Raw genomic sequence first — 15,899 nt, 5'->3', positions numbered from 1 at the left:
AGCAGCGCTTTCGCCAAGTGCTTAATGCAGGAGATTAAGGATTATCCATGGGGCAACTTTCAAGGTTATTCGTCATAAGCCATGCCTTTATTATGGTCTTTCTGATCAGCGGCGGGGCGTTCGCTGAAACTTCGCCGATTGCGCCGGAAACTGCACCGATCAGCATGATCGAGGCGATACCCGACGACAACGTCGCCCAAGAGATTCACGCGGTGCTGGAACCGATGATCACGGCCTTCCCGCCGCTGATGACTCGCCCGCGGCATCAACGGATAGACGTTAATCGTGTGGTCCTGGATTTTTACACCCATCGTCAATTTCGGGCAGCCTGGACCAACCCGGATGATGTTGCCCAATTGTTGAAAAGCCTCAACGACACGCAGATCGATGGGCTGGAGCCTGCGGATTTCCGTATCGATGATTTGGCCATGGCTCAGGCGTCGATGCAGAACACGGCGCCAACGCCTGCACAGCAAGCTGCCTTCGACCTCGCGGCGACCCGCACTTACATCACCGCACTGCTGCAATTGCGCCGGGGCAAAGTCGATCCTTCTCGGTTGGACATGCATTGGAACTTTGACCTTGCCGGCGTCGACCCCCGGGCCGACGTGAATAACTTCTTCATCGCACTGGACACCCATGATGTCGCCCGCGCCTTCGCGCAGGCACCGCCGCAAGAGGCGGTGTATGGCGGTTTACGTGAGGCGTTGGCGCAGTTGCGCAAAGTCCGTGACAGAGGCGGCTGGCCGAAGGTTGCCGCCGGGCAGAAGCTTACGCCGGGGATGGACGATCCTGCCGTCGGGCAGTTGCGTGCCCGCTTGGTGGCAGGTGGTTATCTGGAACCGCAAAAAGGCAAACGCACCGATTACGATGGTGCTGTGATCGCGGCGGTGAAGAAGTATCAAACCGAGCAATACCTGGGGGCGGACGGCGTGGCCGGGGCGACGACCCTCGCCGCGTTGAACGTGCCGGTACAGGCGCGTATCGACCAGGTGCGGGTCAACATGGAGCGGGCGCGCTGGCTGCTTTATAAGCTGCAAGGTACGTTCGTGATTGTCGATATTGCTGGCTATAAGGTGGCGCTGTACCGCGACGGCCAGCCGATCTGGCGATCCCGAGTGCAGGTCGGCAAACCGTTTCGCAGCACGCCGATCTTTCAGGCCGAGATTACCTACGTCACGTTCAACCCCACCTGGACCGTGCCGCCGACGATTCTGAAAGAAGACGTCTTGCCGAAGATTTTGAGCAACCCCAACTACCTCAGCGCCAACCGTATTCGTCCGTATGATCGGGAAGGGAAGATGCTCGATCCGTCGACCATCGACTGGAGCAACCCGCGTGGCATCACCTTGCGCCAGGATGCAGGGCCGGAAAACTCATTGGGCCAGGTGGTCATCCGCTTCCCCAATGACTATGCGATTTACCTGCATGACACACCGCACCGTGATCTGTTTGCCAAGAATGTCCGCGCCACCAGTTCGGGCTGTATTCGAGTGGAGAATCCGTTGCAACTGGTGGAGTTGTTGTTCAACGATCCAGTGCGCTGGAACAGCGCCGGGATTCAAAAGCAACTGGCCAACGGGAAGACCGAGAACATCCGGCTGCCGGTGAAAGTGCCGGTGCTGTTGGCGTATTGGACGGTGGACATGGGCAACAATGGACGGGTGGCGTTTAAGCCGGACGTGTATGGCTACGATGATCCGGTATTGAAGGCGCTGAATTTTCCTGCGAAGTTGCCGGCGCTGGATTTGCAGGCGGCGAACGGGCAAGCCAAGCCATAAATCCCGAGCTGCCGAAGGCTGCGATCTTTTGATTTTGGTTTTTAAGATCAAGATCAAAAGATCGCAGCCTTCGGCAGCTCCTACGCGGGCGACGTCAACAGTTCCTTCAGGCTCCCTTTCTGAGCAACTGGCCGAGTGTTTCCAACTCACCTTTCTCCACATCCGACACCATCACAAACCGCATGTGATTCTCCTGCCAGGACACGACATTGAAGCCGCGAATAGATTGGGTTATCGGCGGTTTGTCGCTCTCAGTCGTCGGCAAGATGAAGACATTGATGATGTGCTTCGCCCGGCCATAACTCAGCGCTGCCGTGGTCTGGTGTTGCAGATAGTCCAGCCGCCCACCCAGCAATGGAAACCCCTGCGCCGAGTAGTCGAGCACCGGTGGCGAGAAATCGAGTTTGCCGGTGAACCAGGGCTTCACGGTGTGGCGGTCGGAAGACACCACATCGTTCAAATGCTCACCCATCAATGACCGCACATGGCTGGAGACGGCTTCGTCCATCAACGGTTGTTCGCTGCCAGGCGTTGCCACATAAAGCACCAGCGCCAAGGCCAGCGCCGCTGCTGAAAAGGCTGGCGCGAACCAATTTCGCCAGCGTTCGACGGTGCTGGTCCGTGGCACTACAGGAGCAAACACGCTGGCGGTCAATGACGCCGGTGCCGAGTAATACGGTGCATGCCGTTTCACACTGACCGTCAACAACCTCGCCTGATCATGCAACCGCGTGCACTCGGCACACTCGGCCAAATGCCCGGCTACTTTCGCAGTCGTTGTCGGATCCAGTTCCTTGTCCAGGTAGCCATGGATCAGCACCTGGCAAGCCGTGCAGTTGAGGTCAGTCATGGCTATGCAACTTCAATAGTTCAAGTTTGAGCATGGCGCGGGCGCGAGCCAGTCTCGACATGACAGTGCCGATGGGGATGTCGACCACCAGGGCGATGTCCTTGTAGGGCATGTCTTCGAGCTCCTTCAGAACAATGACCTCGCGAAAAATCGCTGGCAAAGCGCACAGGGCTTGCTGGACCAGTGCCGCGTTCTCCATATGAATGGCCAGCAGCTCCGGGGTCTGGCTGTGGCTCAACGCCGCGTCGTCTTCGGGGAGCTCATCGCCGATGGCGACCCAACGGTGGCCGGCGGAGGCTTTGAGCCAGGTGTAGCTTTCGTTACGCACGATGGTCAGGAACCAGGCCTTGGAATTGCCGTCGGCGAAGCGATGCAAGAACCTGAAAGCGCGCAGGGCACTTTCCTGCACGACATCGCGCGCGGCGCTGTCGTTGCCGGTGAGCCAGCGCGCGAGGTTGTAGGCGGCGTCCATGTGGGGCGCAAACAGTTCCTCAAATCGCTTCATAGTGGTTTCCGAACCGTCCTCCCCCCTTAACTGTATTGCGTGGCGATTTATTCCCGGAAAAAAACTTATTTTCCGACACGGAATAAAGACTCGCCTTGCTCGGTTGTATCTCCTGTCAGCTACATCACTGTAGTCCGCCAGCGAGGGCATACCGATGGACATTCACTCAAAATACGAACGGCGCACCGACGGTCCGCTCAACCCCGACCGCAGGACGCTGCTCAAGTGCTCCGCGTGGGCCGGCGCCGGCGTGATCTGGGCCTTGAGCGGCGGCATTCCGCGGGCCTTTGCGCTGGACGAGGCCGGCAACGCCTCCGACCCCAAAGCGCTGGCCGCGAGCACGTTCCACTTTGTGCAGATCAGCGACTCGCACATCGGCTTCAACAAAGAGGCGAACCCGGAACCGCTGAAAACCCTGCAGGTGGCCATAGACAAGGTCATTGCGCTGCCGAAACGGCCGTCGCTGATCCTGCACACCGGCGACATCACCCACCTGTCGAAACCGGAAGAGTTCGATACCGCCGCGCAACTGCTCAAGGGCTTGCCGTCCACGATTCACTACGTGCCGGGCGAGCACGACACCCTCGACGAGGGCGGCGGCAAGCTCTACCTCGAGCGCTACGGCAAGGGCACCAAGGGCAATGGCTGGTACAGCTTCGATGACCACGGCGTGCATTTCATCGCGCTGGTGAATGTCTTCAACTTCCAGGCCGGCCACGAAGCGACCCTCGGCGCCGATCAACTGGCGTGGCTGGCCGATGATTTGCGCGCCGTGTCCACCAGCACGCCCGTGGTGGTGTTTACCCATATTCCGTTGTGGACGATTTATCAGCCCTGGGGCTGGGGCACCGAGGACGGCGATCAGGCGATTGCCATGCTGCGCAAGTACGGTTCGGTGACGGTATTGAACGGGCATATTCATCAGGTTATCCAGAAGGTCGAGGGCAACATCACCTTCCACACCGCCCGCGGCACGGCTTATCCGCAGCCCGCACCAGGCACTGCGCCCGCACCGGGCCCGATGACGGTGGCGGCTGATCAATTGCGCAACTATCTGGGGATCACCGATGTGCGAGCGACACAGGGCGAGCACCCGCTGGCGCTGATCGATTCGACACTGGTTTAGGGGAGGGTTTTGAGATGAAAACGCGACTGTTGGCTGTGGTTTGCCTGATGCTGTCGATGCCGGTGTGGGCGGCGGAAGTGAAGGTCGATATCAAGGAATTCATGTTCGGCCCCAAGGATTTGACCGTAGCGGTGGGCACCAAAGTGACGTGGGTTAACGACGACCAGATCCCGCATACCGTGGCAGAAACCCACAAAGTGTTCCGCTCGGGAGCGCTGGACACCAATGACAGCTTTTCCTACGTGTTCAACACGCCGGGGGAGTTTGAGTATTTCTGTGTGCTGCACCCGCAGATGATCGGGAAGATTGTGGTCAGCCAATAAACGGGCGGCCCCGGGCTTTTTGATCAACACCGAATCACTGTGGGAGCGGGCTTGCTCGCGAAGGCGGCCTGTCAGTCGACATCATTGGTGAATGACAAACCGCTTTCGTGAGCAAGCCCACTCCCACAGTTGATTTCGTGTGGTCGACACTCAGCCTCGTGGGAGTGAGTCTGCTCGCGAAAGCAGCGTGGCAGTCGCCATCAATGTCGGATGTGAAGGCCTCTTCGTGAGCAAGCTCGCTCCCACAAGGGGAAGTGCAGGGGATCAGAGGTCCAGTCCCTCCTGTATCACCGACAGCAGATTCACTTCCGTCAGCGCCACTGCGTCCGGTTGTTGCCCGGATTGCTCGATCGACTGCAACCACCACTGCGTTTCGCCGTGTTCGTTTACAGTTCGCAGCAGGGGGATTTCTTTGCCTTTGAGGTGAATCTCGACACGCCCTGCGCCGTCAGCGGTGAAGCGCACGATCGGGACGAGGGTGATCTGGTGGTGATTGCCTTCGATCACCAGTTGGTCGATGGCGTAGGCGTAGGTCGCGCCGTCGGGGTGACGCTCGAAGACATGAGTGGGGTTTCGGCGGATGCTCAGGCCGGCCTCCAGCAGCGGCTTCAGCCAGGCTTCGATCTGGTGATACATTGCATAAACTTGGCTGGGCCAACTGTCGATCGCCTGATCGGTGCTGGTGCTCGCATCCGAGCTGGTTAGTCGGCTTTCTTTCAGTTTTGCGGCGAGCTCGTCTGCCTTACTCATTTCGGTTCCCTGTCGTGATGTAAGTGTGATCGTAGCCCTTTCAAGGTAATGCACGTTTTGCCCTGCGTCATGCGCTTGCAACACAAGCGTGACAAAAACCATCCGTTGGCCGTTCTTCGGTCAGGCATCAAATCTGTCACTGTCCCCAAGGAGTGGGTATATGAAGAAGCTTTACGCAGCCATCGCAATCCTTGCGATTACTTTCGGCAACATCGGCCTGAGTTCGGCTCGGCAATCACACCAAGGCAAAGCCCCGACCGAGTCGGTGGCGGGGGTGTTCGATTACTACTTGCTGACGCTGTCCTGGTCGCCGACGTTCTGCCTGACTCACAAAGACGACACGCAATGCTCCGGCAAAGGCTACGGCTTTGTGCTTCACGGCCTCTGGCCGCAATACGCCAAGGGTGGCTGGCCGGAGTCGTGCCCGCCGATGGTGGCGTTGTCGCCGGCCGAGCAGAAGCAGGGGCTGACGCTGTTCCCGACGCCCAAGTTGCTTGAGCATGAATGGTCCAAGCACGGCACTTGCAGTGGTCTCGGCGCCTCGGGTTATCTGGACGTGGCGGACAAGGCCGTCGGTGCGGTGAAAATCCCTGAGCAGTTGCAACCCTTCAGCACCACCACCCATTACTTCCAGGCCCAGGAAATCATCGACCTGTTCCGTCAAAGCAATCCCGGGATTGCCGCGAACGGTATCGCGGTGATCTGCAATGGCCCGCAGTTGTCGGAAGTGCGGGTATGCCTGGGCAAGGACCTGGGGTTTGGCGCGTGCGGGAAAGGTGTGAAGACCTCGTGTCGTGACGGCGATATTCGGGTGCCACCGTCGCGCTGAAATCGGTGAGTTAAAACGCAGAACTTGTGGGAGCGAGCTTGCTCGCGATAGCGGACGACCAGGCAACACACGTGTTGAATGTGAAACCGTCATCGCGAGCAGGCTCGCTCCCACAATTGATCTTCAGTGAGCACAGATTTTGTGCACGACACAGATCCAGTGTGGGAGTGAGCCTGCTCGCGAATGGGCATCCTCCAATTTCAGCCTGCTTGAAGCGGCAATCCCAGCGCCACCAAATCCTTGCGCAACTGCGCCGCGTCGAAGAACTGCACCGCGTGAAATCCTTCGCGCTGCGCCCCTTCAATGTTTGGCCGGTGATCATCAATGAACACCGCCCGAGTACTATCCACGTCGTAGCGTGACGCCAGCAACTGGAAGATCTCCGGTGAAGGCTTGATCACGCCCTCGACGCCCGACACCAGAATCCCCTCGAATCGCTGCAAAAACTCGAAACGCTCAAGGGCAATCGGGAAGGTTTCGGCGGACCAGTTGGTCAGCGCCAGCAGCCGAATGCCGTTGGCGTGCAGTTCATCAAGGATCGCTACGGTGTCTTCGATGGCGCCGCCGAGCATTTCTTCCCAGCGTTCGCGGTAGGCGCGGATCAGCGCTTCCTGGTCCGGATGCCGGGCGATGGCTTCCTCAATCGCTTCCTGCCAGGTCCGGCCCTGGTCTTGTTGTTCGTTCCAGGCGGTGTGGCAAACCTCTGCCAGGAAGGTTTCCATGGCCTCGACGTCATCTCCGAACAACTTTTTGTAAAGGTTTCTGGGGTTCCAGCGGATAAGTACATTACCGAGATCGAAAACGGCGGTATTGATGGTGGTTGGGTGAGGGTGGGCAGTCATGTTTTTTCCTCCTTGGGCAAACTTGTCGGGACAGGGTTTGAGGCCTGTGATCCTAGCAGAGATGGTTTTCCCATTGGCCCCTGACGCCCCCGTAGACTAAGCTCACAAAAAATAAGGGCTTTGGGCCTTTCGCCCACGCCGTGCCCTCCAGGAAGCACTTTTGCCGATCCCCATTCATGACTTGCACCACGCTCCTGGTGCCCTGAAACGCCTGCCTCTGCTCAAGGCTGCGGCGCTGTTTATTGCGGCGGTGTGCCTATGCCTGTGCGGCTTGCTGTACTTGCAACTGGAGCAGTCACGCCGTCATGACCTGGCCCTGGCGCAAATCGCATCATCTAACCTTACCCGGGCGATGGCGCAGCAGGCTGAAGACACGTTTACCAAGGCCGATCTGGTGCTGACCAGTCTTGTGGACTGGATTCAGGCAGATGGTTTCGATGGTGAACAAAAGCCGCGTTTGCAAAAAACCTTCGCCCGACGGGTGCAGGCGTTGCACCAGTTGCACGGGATTTTCCTGTTCGACAAACAAGGTCAGTGGGTCGTGACCTCGTTTCAGGATTTGCCCCGGGGCTCCGGTGTAATGGATCGCGAATACTTCAAATACCACCAGCAAAACGTCTCGTCCCTGGCGCACATCGGGCCGGCGATTCGCAGTCGCGAGAACGGCGAGTGGATCATTCCGGTGACCAAGCGCATCAACGACAAGGACGGCAACTTCGAGGGCGTGTTGCTGGCCGGCATCAAGATGTCGTACTTCGATCAGTTCTTCAAAAGCTTCAGCATTGATGACCACGGGGCAATGTTTTTGGCGCTCACGGACGGCACGTTACTGGCGCGCCGACCGTTTGTTGAAGCGCAAATCGGCACCTCGTTGGCCCAAGGGGCGATTTTCCAGAAGCATCTGCCCGTCGCCACCTCTGGCAACGCGATGATCAGCTCAGTGGTCGACGACACGGTTCGCTTGTATGGCTACCGACAGTTGGAGAGTTATCCGCTGGTGGTGTCGGCGGCATCCTCCAGGGACGCGATTCTCAAGGAGTGGTACGCCACCGCGTTTCAATCCAGCGTCATTGTGGCCTTGGTGGTATTGGGCGTGGGGCTGTTCGGCTGGGTGTTCATTCATCAAGTGCGCGACGGGGGGCGGATAGAAGCTGACCTGCGCAAGGCCCAGGAAGCGCTGGAACTGATCGCGACCCATGACAGCCTGACCGGCCTGGCAAACCGGCGTCTGTTCGAACGGGCGCTGGAGATCGAATTCGGCCGTGGCGCCCGACAGGGAAGCCCGCTGAGCCTGGTGATGCTCGATATCGATTTCTTCAAGCGTTACAACGATACCTACGGCCACGTGGCCGGAGATCACTGCCTGGCCGAAGTGGCGCGAGCGCTCAAGAGTTGCTGCCATCGCAAGGCTGATCTGGCGGTGCGCTACGGTGGCGAAGAGTTCGCGGCGTTGCTGCCCGACACCGACATTCACGGTGCGATGGCGATTGCCGAGCAGATCCGCCGCAGCGTCATGGACAAGAACATCACCCACAGCGGCTCACCCACCGGTTACGTGACGGTCAGCCTGGGTTGCTATTCGTTTGTGCCGACTGGGCGCGACAGTATCGAAGTATTCATCCAACGGGCGGACGCTGCTTTGTATCAGGCCAAGCACTCGGGACGAAACCGATCAGCGGTATTGTCGATGGAGGGCGGCGTCGAGGCGTTGATGCGTTCGGACCGGTGAATCAATCAATCGGCTGATAGCGCCCAAGGGGCGTGCCTGACCCAATCATGTGTTTACAGCAGTCGACAGACCATGACTGATGTCATGGCCTGCGTTGATGCGTTCAACTGCCTTTACCGTTCCCGGCAGCGCTGGTTCCGCCGTCAGCAGGCTCCGTTCCGCCAGTGGTGCCGGCTCCCGAACCGCTGGCGCCACCGTTACTGCCAGTGGCCGGGCTGTCATTGTCCGACGTGTTACCGCCGGTGGGGGAGCTCGGGGTGTTGGTTTTATTGGGCGACGTTGTCGCGCTGCTGCTAGCGCCTGACGAGGTGCCACTGGAATCGTTGGATGCCGCGAACGTGGTTACGGACGCTGCTGACAGCACTCCGGCCAGCAACAACGCGGTGATTTTGGTATTCATCATGGTTCGTCTCCAGAAATGAGGCATTACATGATGTTGGTGTGACTCGCGGTCCGGTTTGTGCCGTTTGCGTGACGAGTGGTAGGCCCGACCGTCAACGGAACGCTGCACGTAAAAGGCAGATCGCCTCTTCTACGGTCGTGCGTCGTGCGTCGTGCGGTTGGCGCTGGTGGCGTAAGTGTCGAGGAACACTTGAGTGGCGAGGCCGCTGATGCACAAGGCGTCAGCGGGTTGGCCCAAGCGATAGTGGAGGGGCATGGTGACGATTTCCTTTTCGTTCCAGGATTTAAGCATTGGCAAATTTCCACTGTGGGGGCGGGCTTGCTCGCGAAAGCGTCGGCACATCCAGCATTGCTGTAACTGACACACCGCTTTCGCGAGCAAGCCCGCTCCCACAGTAGATCGTGTGTTAACGGGGCTCGTATTCAGCCAGTTTCTTTTCCAGATTCTGCCTAACCAGTGGCCACTCATCATCAATGATGCTGAACCGCACCGAGTTGCGTTTGCGTCCGTCCGGCATGATCCGCTCGTGGCGCACGATGCCTTCCTGTTGTGCGCCCAGCCTGAGGATCGCGTTGCGGGATTTCTGGTTGTTTTCGTCGGTGGTGAATTGCACCCGAACGCAATCGAGCACTTCGAAGGCATGGCGCAGCATCAGGTACTTGGCTTCGGTGTTGACGAAGGTTTTCTGCCAACTGGCGCCGATCCAGCTACTGCCGATTTCGAGCTTGCGGTTGAGCCGGTCGACTTTCCAGAAGCGTGTCGAGCCGATGACCTTGCCCGTGTCCTTGAGCACAATGACGAACGGCAGGACGCTGCCGGCGTCGCGTCCGTCGAGGGCTTTTTTGAGGTAGCTGTCGACGGTGGTCGAGGAGGGCACGATGGTGACTGTCAGGTTCCACAGTTCGCCATCTGCGGCGGCGCGCACCAGCGCTTCGGCATCGGTGTATTGAAGCGGGCGCAGGATGATTCGGTTGCCTTCCAGGAGTGTTTCCATGAGGTCGATGTTCTCGGCAGATCGGGCAGGGCGCTGGGCACTTATTACGCCGTACATTGCTTCGTCGGCGCAACCACCTGAACGGGTCGATGTCACACACTAGGCACCTCGCTACCCGGAGCTTTGGTCGATGAAAAATTTGCGAATCGCGACGTTCAACGTCAACGGCTTGCGTGCGCGGTTGCCAAGCCTGCTGGCCTGGCTGACGCGAGAACAACCCGACATCGTCTGCTTGCAAGAGCTCAAATCAGTCGACAGTGCTTTCCCCGCCGCGGAGCTGGAAGCGGCCGGGTACGGTGCGATCTGGCACGGCCAGTCCTCGTGGAATGGCGTGGCGATCCTGGCCCGGGATGCGCAGCCGCTGGAGAGTCGGCGCGGCCTGCCGGGAGACGAAAGCGACACCCAGAGTCGCTACCTCGAAGCGGCGGTTCACGGGGTGCTGGTGGGGTGCCTGTACTTGCCCAATGGCAACCCGCAGCCGGGGCCGAAGTTCGATTACAAACTGGCGTGGTTCGAACGCCTGATCAGTTATGCACAGGCGCTTCAGGGCAGCGAGCATCCGGTGGTGCTGGCCGGCGACTACAACGTGGTGCCCACTGACCTGGACATCTACAACACACGCTCCTGGCTCAAGGACGCGCTGCTGCAACCCGAGAGTCGCGAGTGTTATCAGCGACTGCTGGATCAGGGCTGGACCGATTCCCTGCGTCATCTTTATCCCGAGGATCGTCTCTATACGTTCTGGGATTACTTCCGTCAGCACTGGCAGACAAACTCCGGCTTGCGCATTGATCATCTGCTGCTCAACCCGGCGCTGAGTCCGTACCTGCAAGAGGCTGGCGTCGATGCCTGGGTGCGCAACGAGCCCCATGCCAGCGACCACGCGCCGACGTGGATTCGGCTGGGGGCGCGCAAGCGGCGTTGATTTTTTGTGGACGGCGATTGGCGAAATCAATTGTCGGACAAAGTGCTTTATCCCTTATATATGGCGCCCATCGGCGGAGTGATCCGCGGCACCGTGCATAAGGACCGAGCAATGAGTGAGCCACGCCTGACGTATCTGAACCTATATTTGCAACGCTTGGGTTTCAGCGCTACCCCTGCGCCAACCCTGGAAACCCTGCGTCAACTTCAACTGCGCCACACCGGTGCTTTCCCGTTCGAGAACCTCACCACGTTATCGGGCGAGCCGGTACTGATCGATTTGCCTTCGGTCGAGCAAAAAGTCCTGCATCAGGGGCGCGGTGGTTACTGCTACGAACTGAACAGCTTGTTCCTGGCCTTGCTGCAGGACTTGGGTTTTAACGTTCGCGGTATCAGCGGTCGCGTAGTACTCGGCCAGCCCGAAGGCACGTGGACGGCGCGCACCCACCGCTTGAGCCTGGTGACCCTGGACGGCGTACGCTACATCAGCGACGTCGGCTTCGGCGGCATGGTGCCCACCGCGCCGCTGATGCTCGACACCCTCGACGAACAGCTCACGCCCCACGAGACGTATCGCATCGAACAGCATGAGGACGGCTACACGCTGCGCGCCAACGTTGCCGGTGAGTGGCGGGCGATGTACGTCTTCGACCTGCAACGCCAGGAAGGCATCGATTACACCCTCGGCAACTGGTACGTCTCGACCCATCCAGATTCGCCGTTTAATAAGCGTTTGATGGTGTCGCTCACCGGGGAGGGGTGGCGGCGGACATTGAGCGACGGCAGTTTCACCATTCACCGGATTGGCAGCGAGAGCGAACGGCGTGAGGTGAGGGATGTGGATGAGGTGATCGGGGTGCTGGAAAGTGAGTTTGGGATTCGGGTGCCGCCGAATGTTCATCTGAGGCAGGTGATCGAGCGTTTGATTGAGCCTAAAGAGCAGGTTTGACTGATCAGGCGGAAGGCAGGCCTATCCGGTTTGCCTTCCTTGTTCAGGTCGTCGCAGGCCAAATTGTTGCTTGGGCCACTTTTTAACGAATGTCGCGCCTCCACAGCCCGTTGTTAACATTCAAGCGCCTGCAAGCGAGCCCCAGTCGTGGATAGATCCAAGGAATGCCAAATCGGCGAATGGTGAAATAAAACCGGTAGTCGGCCAAGCCGTCGATGGTGGCGTAGAAGTTTGCTGCGTCCAGCCAGATCACCTCCTCGAGCCAGAACGAGCTGTACATTTGGTAGATAGTACGTTCGCTCAACACCGTTTTGAGGTCCTGGCTGACCAGTACAAAACAAACGGCCTCTTCGTAGGGGCAGTCGAAGTCAGTCACCAGCAGATAACCGGCTGCGGTTTCGTACTGGCGCAATAGATTGAAGCCGGAGATCGCCAACGAAGATGCGCAGCCATCGATAATGACGGGGTTTTTCTCCGGCCAGTTTTCATAGGGGCCGTGATGCTGTACCAGTGCGAATCGCTCAATCGCTTTCATAGTCGTAACTCAGCGCCGGTTACTGACTATGGCCGAACATCCGGCGCCATCACCCGATGGATTTCGCTTAGGGCCTCTGCGAGTTTTTTCTCGAGGCTTTTCAGGTTGGTGGTCGTTACGCCTTTTTTTAGATGGGCTGCGTTTGCGCCACTGTATTGATCGGCCTTCGCGACGTGCCCCTTCTCGCTGAGCAAGGCCTGTCGCAACGTGTTGTTGATCACTGTCTGATAACCAAACCCCTCGTTCTCCGCGAGGGAGCGAGCCGCTTCGATCACGGCATCATCGAGCATGATGGTAATGCGTGTTTTTCCTTTGCTGGAGGCAGCCGCCCCGCGCTTGGCGTTACTGAAGTCGTACTCGTCTTTCATGGTCATGCCTCCTTGTACTGACGGCGCTCGTTTTTGGTGGCGATGCGCGCGGAAATAATTCGAACGAAATTCGGGTCGCGCCAAGTGTAGGCAACCACCAGCAAACGACCTTTCGCATCCTGCCCCAGGATGATCCAGCGCTGCTCATCGTGATCGCAGTCCGGCAGCGTCAGGGCTCTCTCGTCATCGAATACCGACTCGGTATCCGCAAGGCTGACGCCTCGATGCTTGAGTTTGTTGGCCGCGTTCTTTGCCTTGTCGTACTGAATTTCGAATGGCTTAATTATGCATACTTTATATGTATAAAAAAGAGGGCATCCGTGCCGGCGGTCGCCATGAAGACAAAAGACTAGCGGGAGAAGGGATGTGTGCTGTGCTGGATGTATTGCAAGGTTTTTGGTGCGTCAGGCGCACCGCGCATTGATCAAAATGGATAGATGTCCATAATCTGACTGATGAGTTGTATACAACTCTATAGACATTTGTCCTGAGTCTTGCATACAGTGTGCGCATAACAAAAACCAGGGAACCCCCCAACCATGAAAACGCCCCATGTTTCACACCAACGGCCTGAGGATGAAAACCTTGGGATCGGCGCGAATATGGCTTACGGCCTGCAACACGTTCTGACCATGTACGGCGGCATCGTTGCGGTGCCATTGATCATTGGCCAGGCCGCCGGGCTCTCGCCGGCGGACATCGGTTTGTTGATTGCTGCATCTTTGTTTGCGGGGGGCTTGGCGACGTTGCTGCAGACCCTCGGGTTACCGTTTTTCGGTTGTCAGTTGCCGCTGGTTCAGGGCGTGTCGTTCTCCGGCGTCGCGACCATGGTGGCGATTGTCAGCAGTGGCGGGGAGGGTGGTTTTCAGTCGATTCTCGGGGCGGTCGTTGCCGCGTCGTTGATCGGTTTACTGATCACGCCGGTGTTCTCGCGAATTACCAAGTTCTTCCCGCCGCTGGTCACCGGCATCGTCATCACCACCATCGGCCTGACGCTGATGCCGGTGGCCGCCCGCTGGGCCATGGGCGGCAACAGTCATGCGCCGGACTTCGGCAGCATGGCAAATATCGGTCTGGCGGCGGTGACACTGGTGCTGGTATTGCTGCTGAGTAAAATCGGTAGCGCGACCATCTCCCGATTGTCGATCCTGTTGGCCATGGTCATCGGCACCGTGATCGCCGTATTTCTCGGCATGGCTGACTTCTCGTCCGTCGCCCAAGGCCCGATGTTTGGCTTTCCGGCGCCGTTCCACTTCGGCATGCCGACCTTCCACTTTGCCGCGATCCTGTCGATGTGCATCGTGATCATGGTGACCCTGGTTGAAACCTCCGCCGACATCCTCGCCGTGGGCGAAATCATCGGCACCAAGGTTGACTCCAAACGTCTGGGCAATGGCCTGCGCGCCGACATGTTGTCGAGCATGATCGCGCCGATCTTCGGTTCCTTCACCCAGAGTGCGTTCGCCCAGAACGTTGGCCTGGTGGCGGTGACCGGCATCAAGAGCCGCTTCGTGGTGGCCACTGGCGGTGTGTTCCTGGTGATCCTCGGCCTGTTGCCGTTCATGGGCCGGGTCATCGCCGCCGTGCCGACCTCGGTACTCGGCGGCGCCGGTATCGTGTTGTTCGGCACCGTGGCCGCCAGCGGCATTCGTACGCTGTCCAAGGTCGACTACCGCAACAACGTCAACCTGATCATCGTCGCCACCTCAATCGGCTTCGGCATGATCCCCATCGCCGCACCGAACTTCTACGATCACTTCCCGAGCTGGTTTGCGACGATCTTCCATTCGGGCATCAGTTCGTCGGCGATCATGGCCATTGTGCTGAACCTGACCTTCAACCACTTCACCACCGGCAACTCGGATCAGCAGTCGGTGTTCGCGGCCGGCACCGAACGTGTCCTGCGCTACCAGGATCTGGCGGCGTTGCGCGAGGGGGATTACTTCAGCGAAGGCAAGCTGCATGACTGCGACGGCAAGGAGATTCCGGTGGTGGAAGCCGCCCATGAGTCGAGCGAGCATCGAGCGGTTCATGCAAAAAGCAGTGAACATGTCTGACAGCCACTGGCTGTAACCGGAAGGGCAGAGCGGATCGAATCCTCTCTGCCCTTTTTGCATGGCGCCGCCGCGATTGCCGGAACTTCACTACGCTAATGCTTCGGGAGTGCATTGTTTTCTCAACCTGAGCGAATGAACCCATGAACCGAATATGGCTGAGCCTGATCCTCGGCGTGGCGTTGGTCCTGATGATTCCGGCCGTCATGGGGATTATGAACTGGTCGTTAAGCGATGCGACGGCGGTGATTTTAGTACTCGCGGTGCCAGCCACGGTGATGGCGTTGTGGGCGCCGGGGAAGGGCAAGGCGCAGTGCAAAGTATTGGAAGTCTGGATGTCCGCTGATGCTGAGCAGCTTGGAGTGACCAATGCGTTGTGGTCATTTTCCGTCAATGCCCGGGTCACCAATACCGGGGAGAGGGATGAGCTGTTGGAGGATGTGCTGCTTGAAGTGAGCAAAGGCCGAGAGCTACTTCATACCGCCAAGGCTATTTTCGGTGCCGGGCCGGTCGGCTTGCGGGAAGGAACGATACTGCCTTATGCGATGGCGCCGGGCGTGAGCATCGAAGCGCGCGGGGTGTGTCACCTGAGCATGAAGCCAGTGGAGATGGACCGTTTGGCGGCCGACCTGCAACCGCCCTGGACGGTGACCTGCACGTTTGTTTTTTCTCGCAGCCGCAAGAAGCTTGTCCGGTTAACCGTCGACAATCCGCACTGGCCCTGAAACGTCGCTCACAAAAAAGCCCCTGGATCTTTCGATCCAGGGGCTTTTCGGTACTTCTGTCTGGCTCCACGACCTGGACTCGAACCAGGGACCCAGTGATTAACAGTCACTTGCTCTACCAACTGAGCTATCGCGGAATGGCGTGTATGTTACTGATTCAAAAAGAGAAGTCAAGCGCCCATTGGTAACTTGACCGATTCAATGGCACGAAC

19 protein-coding genes and 1 tRNA gene are annotated in these 15,899 nt (G+C 58.6%); 9 read left to right on the top strand and 11 right to left on the bottom strand.

Annotated elements, in window-relative coordinates; translation table 11 throughout:
* Positions 1-47: 47 nt before the first annotated feature.
* The gene (locus AC1MEW_RS27035; RefSeq protein ID WP_323570562.1) at positions 48-1,781 is read left to right on the top strand and encodes a L,D-transpeptidase family protein; all 1,734 of its coding nucleotides are present in this window, start codon (positions 48-50) and stop codon (positions 1,779-1,781) included.
* Between the two features lie 106 nt (positions 1,782-1,887).
* On the opposite strand, the gene AC1MEW_RS27030 is transcribed toward AC1MEW_RS27035, so the two are convergent.
* Together AC1MEW_RS27030 and AC1MEW_RS27025 are read right to left on the bottom strand one after the other, a co-directional pair.
* Complete coding sequence (locus AC1MEW_RS27030) at positions 1,888-2,631, bottom strand: anti-sigma factor family protein (RefSeq protein ID WP_201255269.1); 744 nt, start codon at positions 2,629-2,631, stop codon at positions 1,888-1,890.
* Positions 2,624-3,136: a sigma-70 family RNA polymerase sigma factor gene (locus AC1MEW_RS27025; RefSeq protein WP_201204290.1), complete on the bottom strand. Its 513-nt coding sequence runs from the start codon at positions 3,134-3,136 to the stop codon at positions 2,624-2,626. Before AC1MEW_RS27025 ends, AC1MEW_RS27030 begins: the two co-directional genes overlap by 8 nt.
* 154 nt (positions 3,137-3,290) lie before the next feature.
* Here AC1MEW_RS27025 and AC1MEW_RS27020 point away from each other — a divergent pair, with 154 nt between their 5' ends.
* Positions 3,291-4,262 (top strand): metallophosphoesterase family protein, encoded by a 972-nt coding sequence (locus AC1MEW_RS27020; RefSeq protein WP_201204289.1) that lies wholly within the window; start codon positions 3,291-3,293, stop codon positions 4,260-4,262.
* 14 nt (positions 4,263-4,276) lie between these two features.
* Complete coding sequence (locus AC1MEW_RS27015) at positions 4,277-4,585, top strand: cupredoxin domain-containing protein (RefSeq protein ID WP_201192649.1); 309 nt, start codon at positions 4,277-4,279, stop codon at positions 4,583-4,585.
* A gap of 264 nt (positions 4,586-4,849) precedes the next feature.
* Here the strand turns inward: AC1MEW_RS27015 and AC1MEW_RS27010 are convergent, their stop codons facing one another.
* The gene (locus AC1MEW_RS27010) at positions 4,850-5,335 is read right to left on the bottom strand and encodes a hypothetical protein (RefSeq protein WP_480424275.1); all 486 of its coding nucleotides are present in this window, start codon (positions 5,333-5,335) and stop codon (positions 4,850-4,852) included.
* Between the two features lie 160 nt (positions 5,336-5,495).
* On the opposite strand from AC1MEW_RS27010, the gene AC1MEW_RS27005 reads away from it, so the two are divergent.
* Positions 5,496-6,164: a ribonuclease T2 family protein gene (locus AC1MEW_RS27005; RefSeq protein WP_201255266.1), complete on the top strand. Its 669-nt coding sequence runs from the start codon at positions 5,496-5,498 to the stop codon at positions 6,162-6,164.
* 200 nt (positions 6,165-6,364) lie between these two features.
* On the opposite strand, the gene AC1MEW_RS27000 is transcribed toward AC1MEW_RS27005, so the two are convergent.
* The gene (locus AC1MEW_RS27000; protein WP_201255265.1) at positions 6,365-7,006 is read right to left on the bottom strand and encodes an HAD family hydrolase; all 642 of its coding nucleotides are present in this window, start codon (positions 7,004-7,006) and stop codon (positions 6,365-6,367) included.
* Between the two features lie 160 nt (positions 7,007-7,166).
* Here AC1MEW_RS27000 and AC1MEW_RS26995 point away from each other — a divergent pair, with 160 nt between their 5' ends.
* Positions 7,167-8,735, top strand: coding sequence for a sensor domain-containing diguanylate cyclase (locus AC1MEW_RS26995; RefSeq protein WP_323570553.1), 1,569 nt, complete (start codon positions 7,167-7,169; stop codon positions 8,733-8,735).
* 103 nt (positions 8,736-8,838) lie between these two features.
* Here the strand turns inward: AC1MEW_RS26995 and AC1MEW_RS26990 are convergent, their stop codons facing one another.
* The 3 genes from AC1MEW_RS26990 to AC1MEW_RS26980 form a co-directional block, all read right to left on the bottom strand.
* A complete protein-coding gene (locus tag AC1MEW_RS26990; protein ID WP_322267891.1) occupies positions 8,839-9,138 on the bottom strand; it encodes a hypothetical protein in 300 nt (99 codons plus the stop codon).
* A 129-nt stretch (positions 9,139-9,267) separates the two neighbouring features.
* Positions 9,268-9,429 (bottom strand): hypothetical protein, encoded by a 162-nt coding sequence (locus AC1MEW_RS26985; protein WP_480424272.1) that lies wholly within the window; start codon positions 9,427-9,429, stop codon positions 9,268-9,270.
* A 115-nt stretch (positions 9,430-9,544) separates the two neighbouring features.
* A complete protein-coding gene (locus AC1MEW_RS26980; RefSeq protein WP_480424270.1) occupies positions 9,545-10,132 on the bottom strand; it encodes a GNAT family N-acetyltransferase in 588 nt (195 codons plus the stop codon).
* Positions 10,133-10,262: 130 nt separating this feature from the next.
* Between AC1MEW_RS26980 and AC1MEW_RS26975 the strand changes: the two genes are divergently transcribed.
* Entirely contained in the window at positions 10,263-11,057 is a 795-nt protein-coding gene (locus AC1MEW_RS26975) for an exodeoxyribonuclease III (RefSeq protein WP_201202247.1), read from the top strand.
* 111 nt (positions 11,058-11,168) lie between these two features.
* Entirely contained in the window at positions 11,169-12,005 is an 837-nt protein-coding gene (locus AC1MEW_RS26970) for an arylamine N-acetyltransferase family protein (protein WP_480424267.1), read from the top strand.
* A gap of 82 nt (positions 12,006-12,087) precedes the next feature.
* On the opposite strand, the gene AC1MEW_RS26965 is transcribed toward AC1MEW_RS26970, so the two are convergent.
* The 3 genes from AC1MEW_RS26965 to AC1MEW_RS26955 are packed head-to-tail and all read right to left on the bottom strand — an operon-like array spanning position 12,088 to position 13,192.
* Complete coding sequence (locus AC1MEW_RS26965) at positions 12,088-12,540, bottom strand: hypothetical protein (RefSeq protein ID WP_322267895.1); 453 nt, start codon at positions 12,538-12,540, stop codon at positions 12,088-12,090.
* 26 nt (positions 12,541-12,566) lie between these two features.
* Complete coding sequence (locus AC1MEW_RS26960) at positions 12,567-12,908, bottom strand: BrnA antitoxin family protein (RefSeq protein ID WP_480424265.1); 342 nt, start codon at positions 12,906-12,908, stop codon at positions 12,567-12,569.
* Between the two features lie 2 nt (positions 12,909-12,910).
* Entirely contained in the window at positions 12,911-13,192 is a 282-nt protein-coding gene (locus tag AC1MEW_RS26955) for a BrnT family toxin (RefSeq protein WP_201202250.1), read from the bottom strand.
* Positions 13,193-13,447: 255 nt separating this feature from the next.
* Between AC1MEW_RS26955 and AC1MEW_RS26950 the strand changes: the two genes are divergently transcribed.
* Together AC1MEW_RS26950 and AC1MEW_RS26945 are read left to right on the top strand one after the other, a co-directional pair.
* Positions 13,448-14,965 carry a nucleobase:cation symporter-2 family protein gene (locus AC1MEW_RS26950; protein ID WP_323570551.1) on the top strand — a complete coding sequence of 506 codons (1,518 nt, stop codon included), beginning with the start codon at positions 13,448-13,450 and terminating at the stop codon, positions 14,963-14,965.
* Positions 14,966-15,105: 140 nt separating this feature from the next.
* Entirely contained in the window at positions 15,106-15,687 is a 582-nt protein-coding gene (locus AC1MEW_RS26945; RefSeq protein WP_480424263.1) for a hypothetical protein, read from the top strand.
* Between the two features lie 61 nt (positions 15,688-15,748).
* On the opposite strand, the gene AC1MEW_RS26940 is transcribed toward AC1MEW_RS26945, so the two are convergent.
* Positions 15,749-15,824: transfer RNA gene (locus AC1MEW_RS26940), tRNA-Asn, on the bottom strand.
* Positions 15,825-15,899: the final 75 nt, after the last annotated feature.

It is taken from the genome of Pseudomonas sp. ASL4 (assembly GCF_056680395.1).
Note: the sequence above shows the minus strand (reverse complement) of the source record. Positions and strands in the feature narration are given on the sequence as shown.

Excerpts from the sequence above, each read along its gene's own strand:
- AC1MEW_RS27025 (WP_201204290.1), bottom strand. The coding sequence starts at position 3,136 with ATGAAGCGATTTGAGGAACTGTTTGCGCCCCACATGGACGCCGCCTAC.
- AC1MEW_RS27035 (WP_323570562.1), top strand. The coding sequence starts at position 48 with ATGGGGCAACTTTCAAGGTTATTCGTCATAAGCCATGCCTTTATTATG.
- AC1MEW_RS26965 (WP_322267895.1), bottom strand. The coding sequence starts at position 12,540 with ATGAAAGCGATTGAGCGATTCGCACTGGTACAGCATCACGGCCCCTAT.
- AC1MEW_RS27005 (WP_201255266.1), top strand. The coding sequence starts at position 5,496 with ATGAAGAAGCTTTACGCAGCCATCGCAATCCTTGCGATTACTTTCGGC.
- AC1MEW_RS27000 (WP_201255265.1), bottom strand. The coding sequence starts at position 7,006 with ATGACTGCCCACCCTCACCCAACCACCATCAATACCGCCGTTTTCGAT.
- AC1MEW_RS27030 (WP_201255269.1), bottom strand. The coding sequence starts at position 2,631 with ATGACTGACCTCAACTGCACGGCTTGCCAGGTGCTGATCCATGGCTAC.
- AC1MEW_RS26945 (WP_480424263.1), top strand. The coding sequence starts at position 15,106 with ATGAACCGAATATGGCTGAGCCTGATCCTCGGCGTGGCGTTGGTCCTG.
- AC1MEW_RS27020 (WP_201204289.1), top strand. The coding sequence starts at position 3,291 with ATGGACATTCACTCAAAATACGAACGGCGCACCGACGGTCCGCTCAAC.
- AC1MEW_RS26970 (WP_480424267.1), top strand. The coding sequence starts at position 11,169 with ATGAGTGAGCCACGCCTGACGTATCTGAACCTATATTTGCAACGCTTG.
- AC1MEW_RS27015 (WP_201192649.1), top strand. The coding sequence starts at position 4,277 with ATGAAAACGCGACTGTTGGCTGTGGTTTGCCTGATGCTGTCGATGCCG.
- AC1MEW_RS26990 (WP_322267891.1), bottom strand. The coding sequence starts at position 9,138 with ATGATGAATACCAAAATCACCGCGTTGTTGCTGGCCGGAGTGCTGTCA.
- AC1MEW_RS26960 (WP_480424265.1), bottom strand. The coding sequence starts at position 12,908 with ATGAAAGACGAGTACGACTTCAGTAACGCCAAGCGCGGGGCGGCTGCC.
- AC1MEW_RS26985 (WP_480424272.1), bottom strand. The coding sequence starts at position 9,429 with ATGCTTAAATCCTGGAACGAAAAGGAAATCGTCACCATGCCCCTCCAC.
- AC1MEW_RS27010 (WP_480424275.1), bottom strand. The coding sequence starts at position 5,335 with ATGAGTAAGGCAGACGAGCTCGCCGCAAAACTGAAAGAAAGCCGACTA.
- AC1MEW_RS26975 (WP_201202247.1), top strand. The coding sequence starts at position 10,263 with ATGAAAAATTTGCGAATCGCGACGTTCAACGTCAACGGCTTGCGTGCG.
- AC1MEW_RS26950 (WP_323570551.1), top strand. The coding sequence starts at position 13,448 with ATGAAAACGCCCCATGTTTCACACCAACGGCCTGAGGATGAAAACCTT.
- AC1MEW_RS26980 (WP_480424270.1), bottom strand. The coding sequence starts at position 10,132 with ATGGAAACACTCCTGGAAGGCAACCGAATCATCCTGCGCCCGCTTCAA.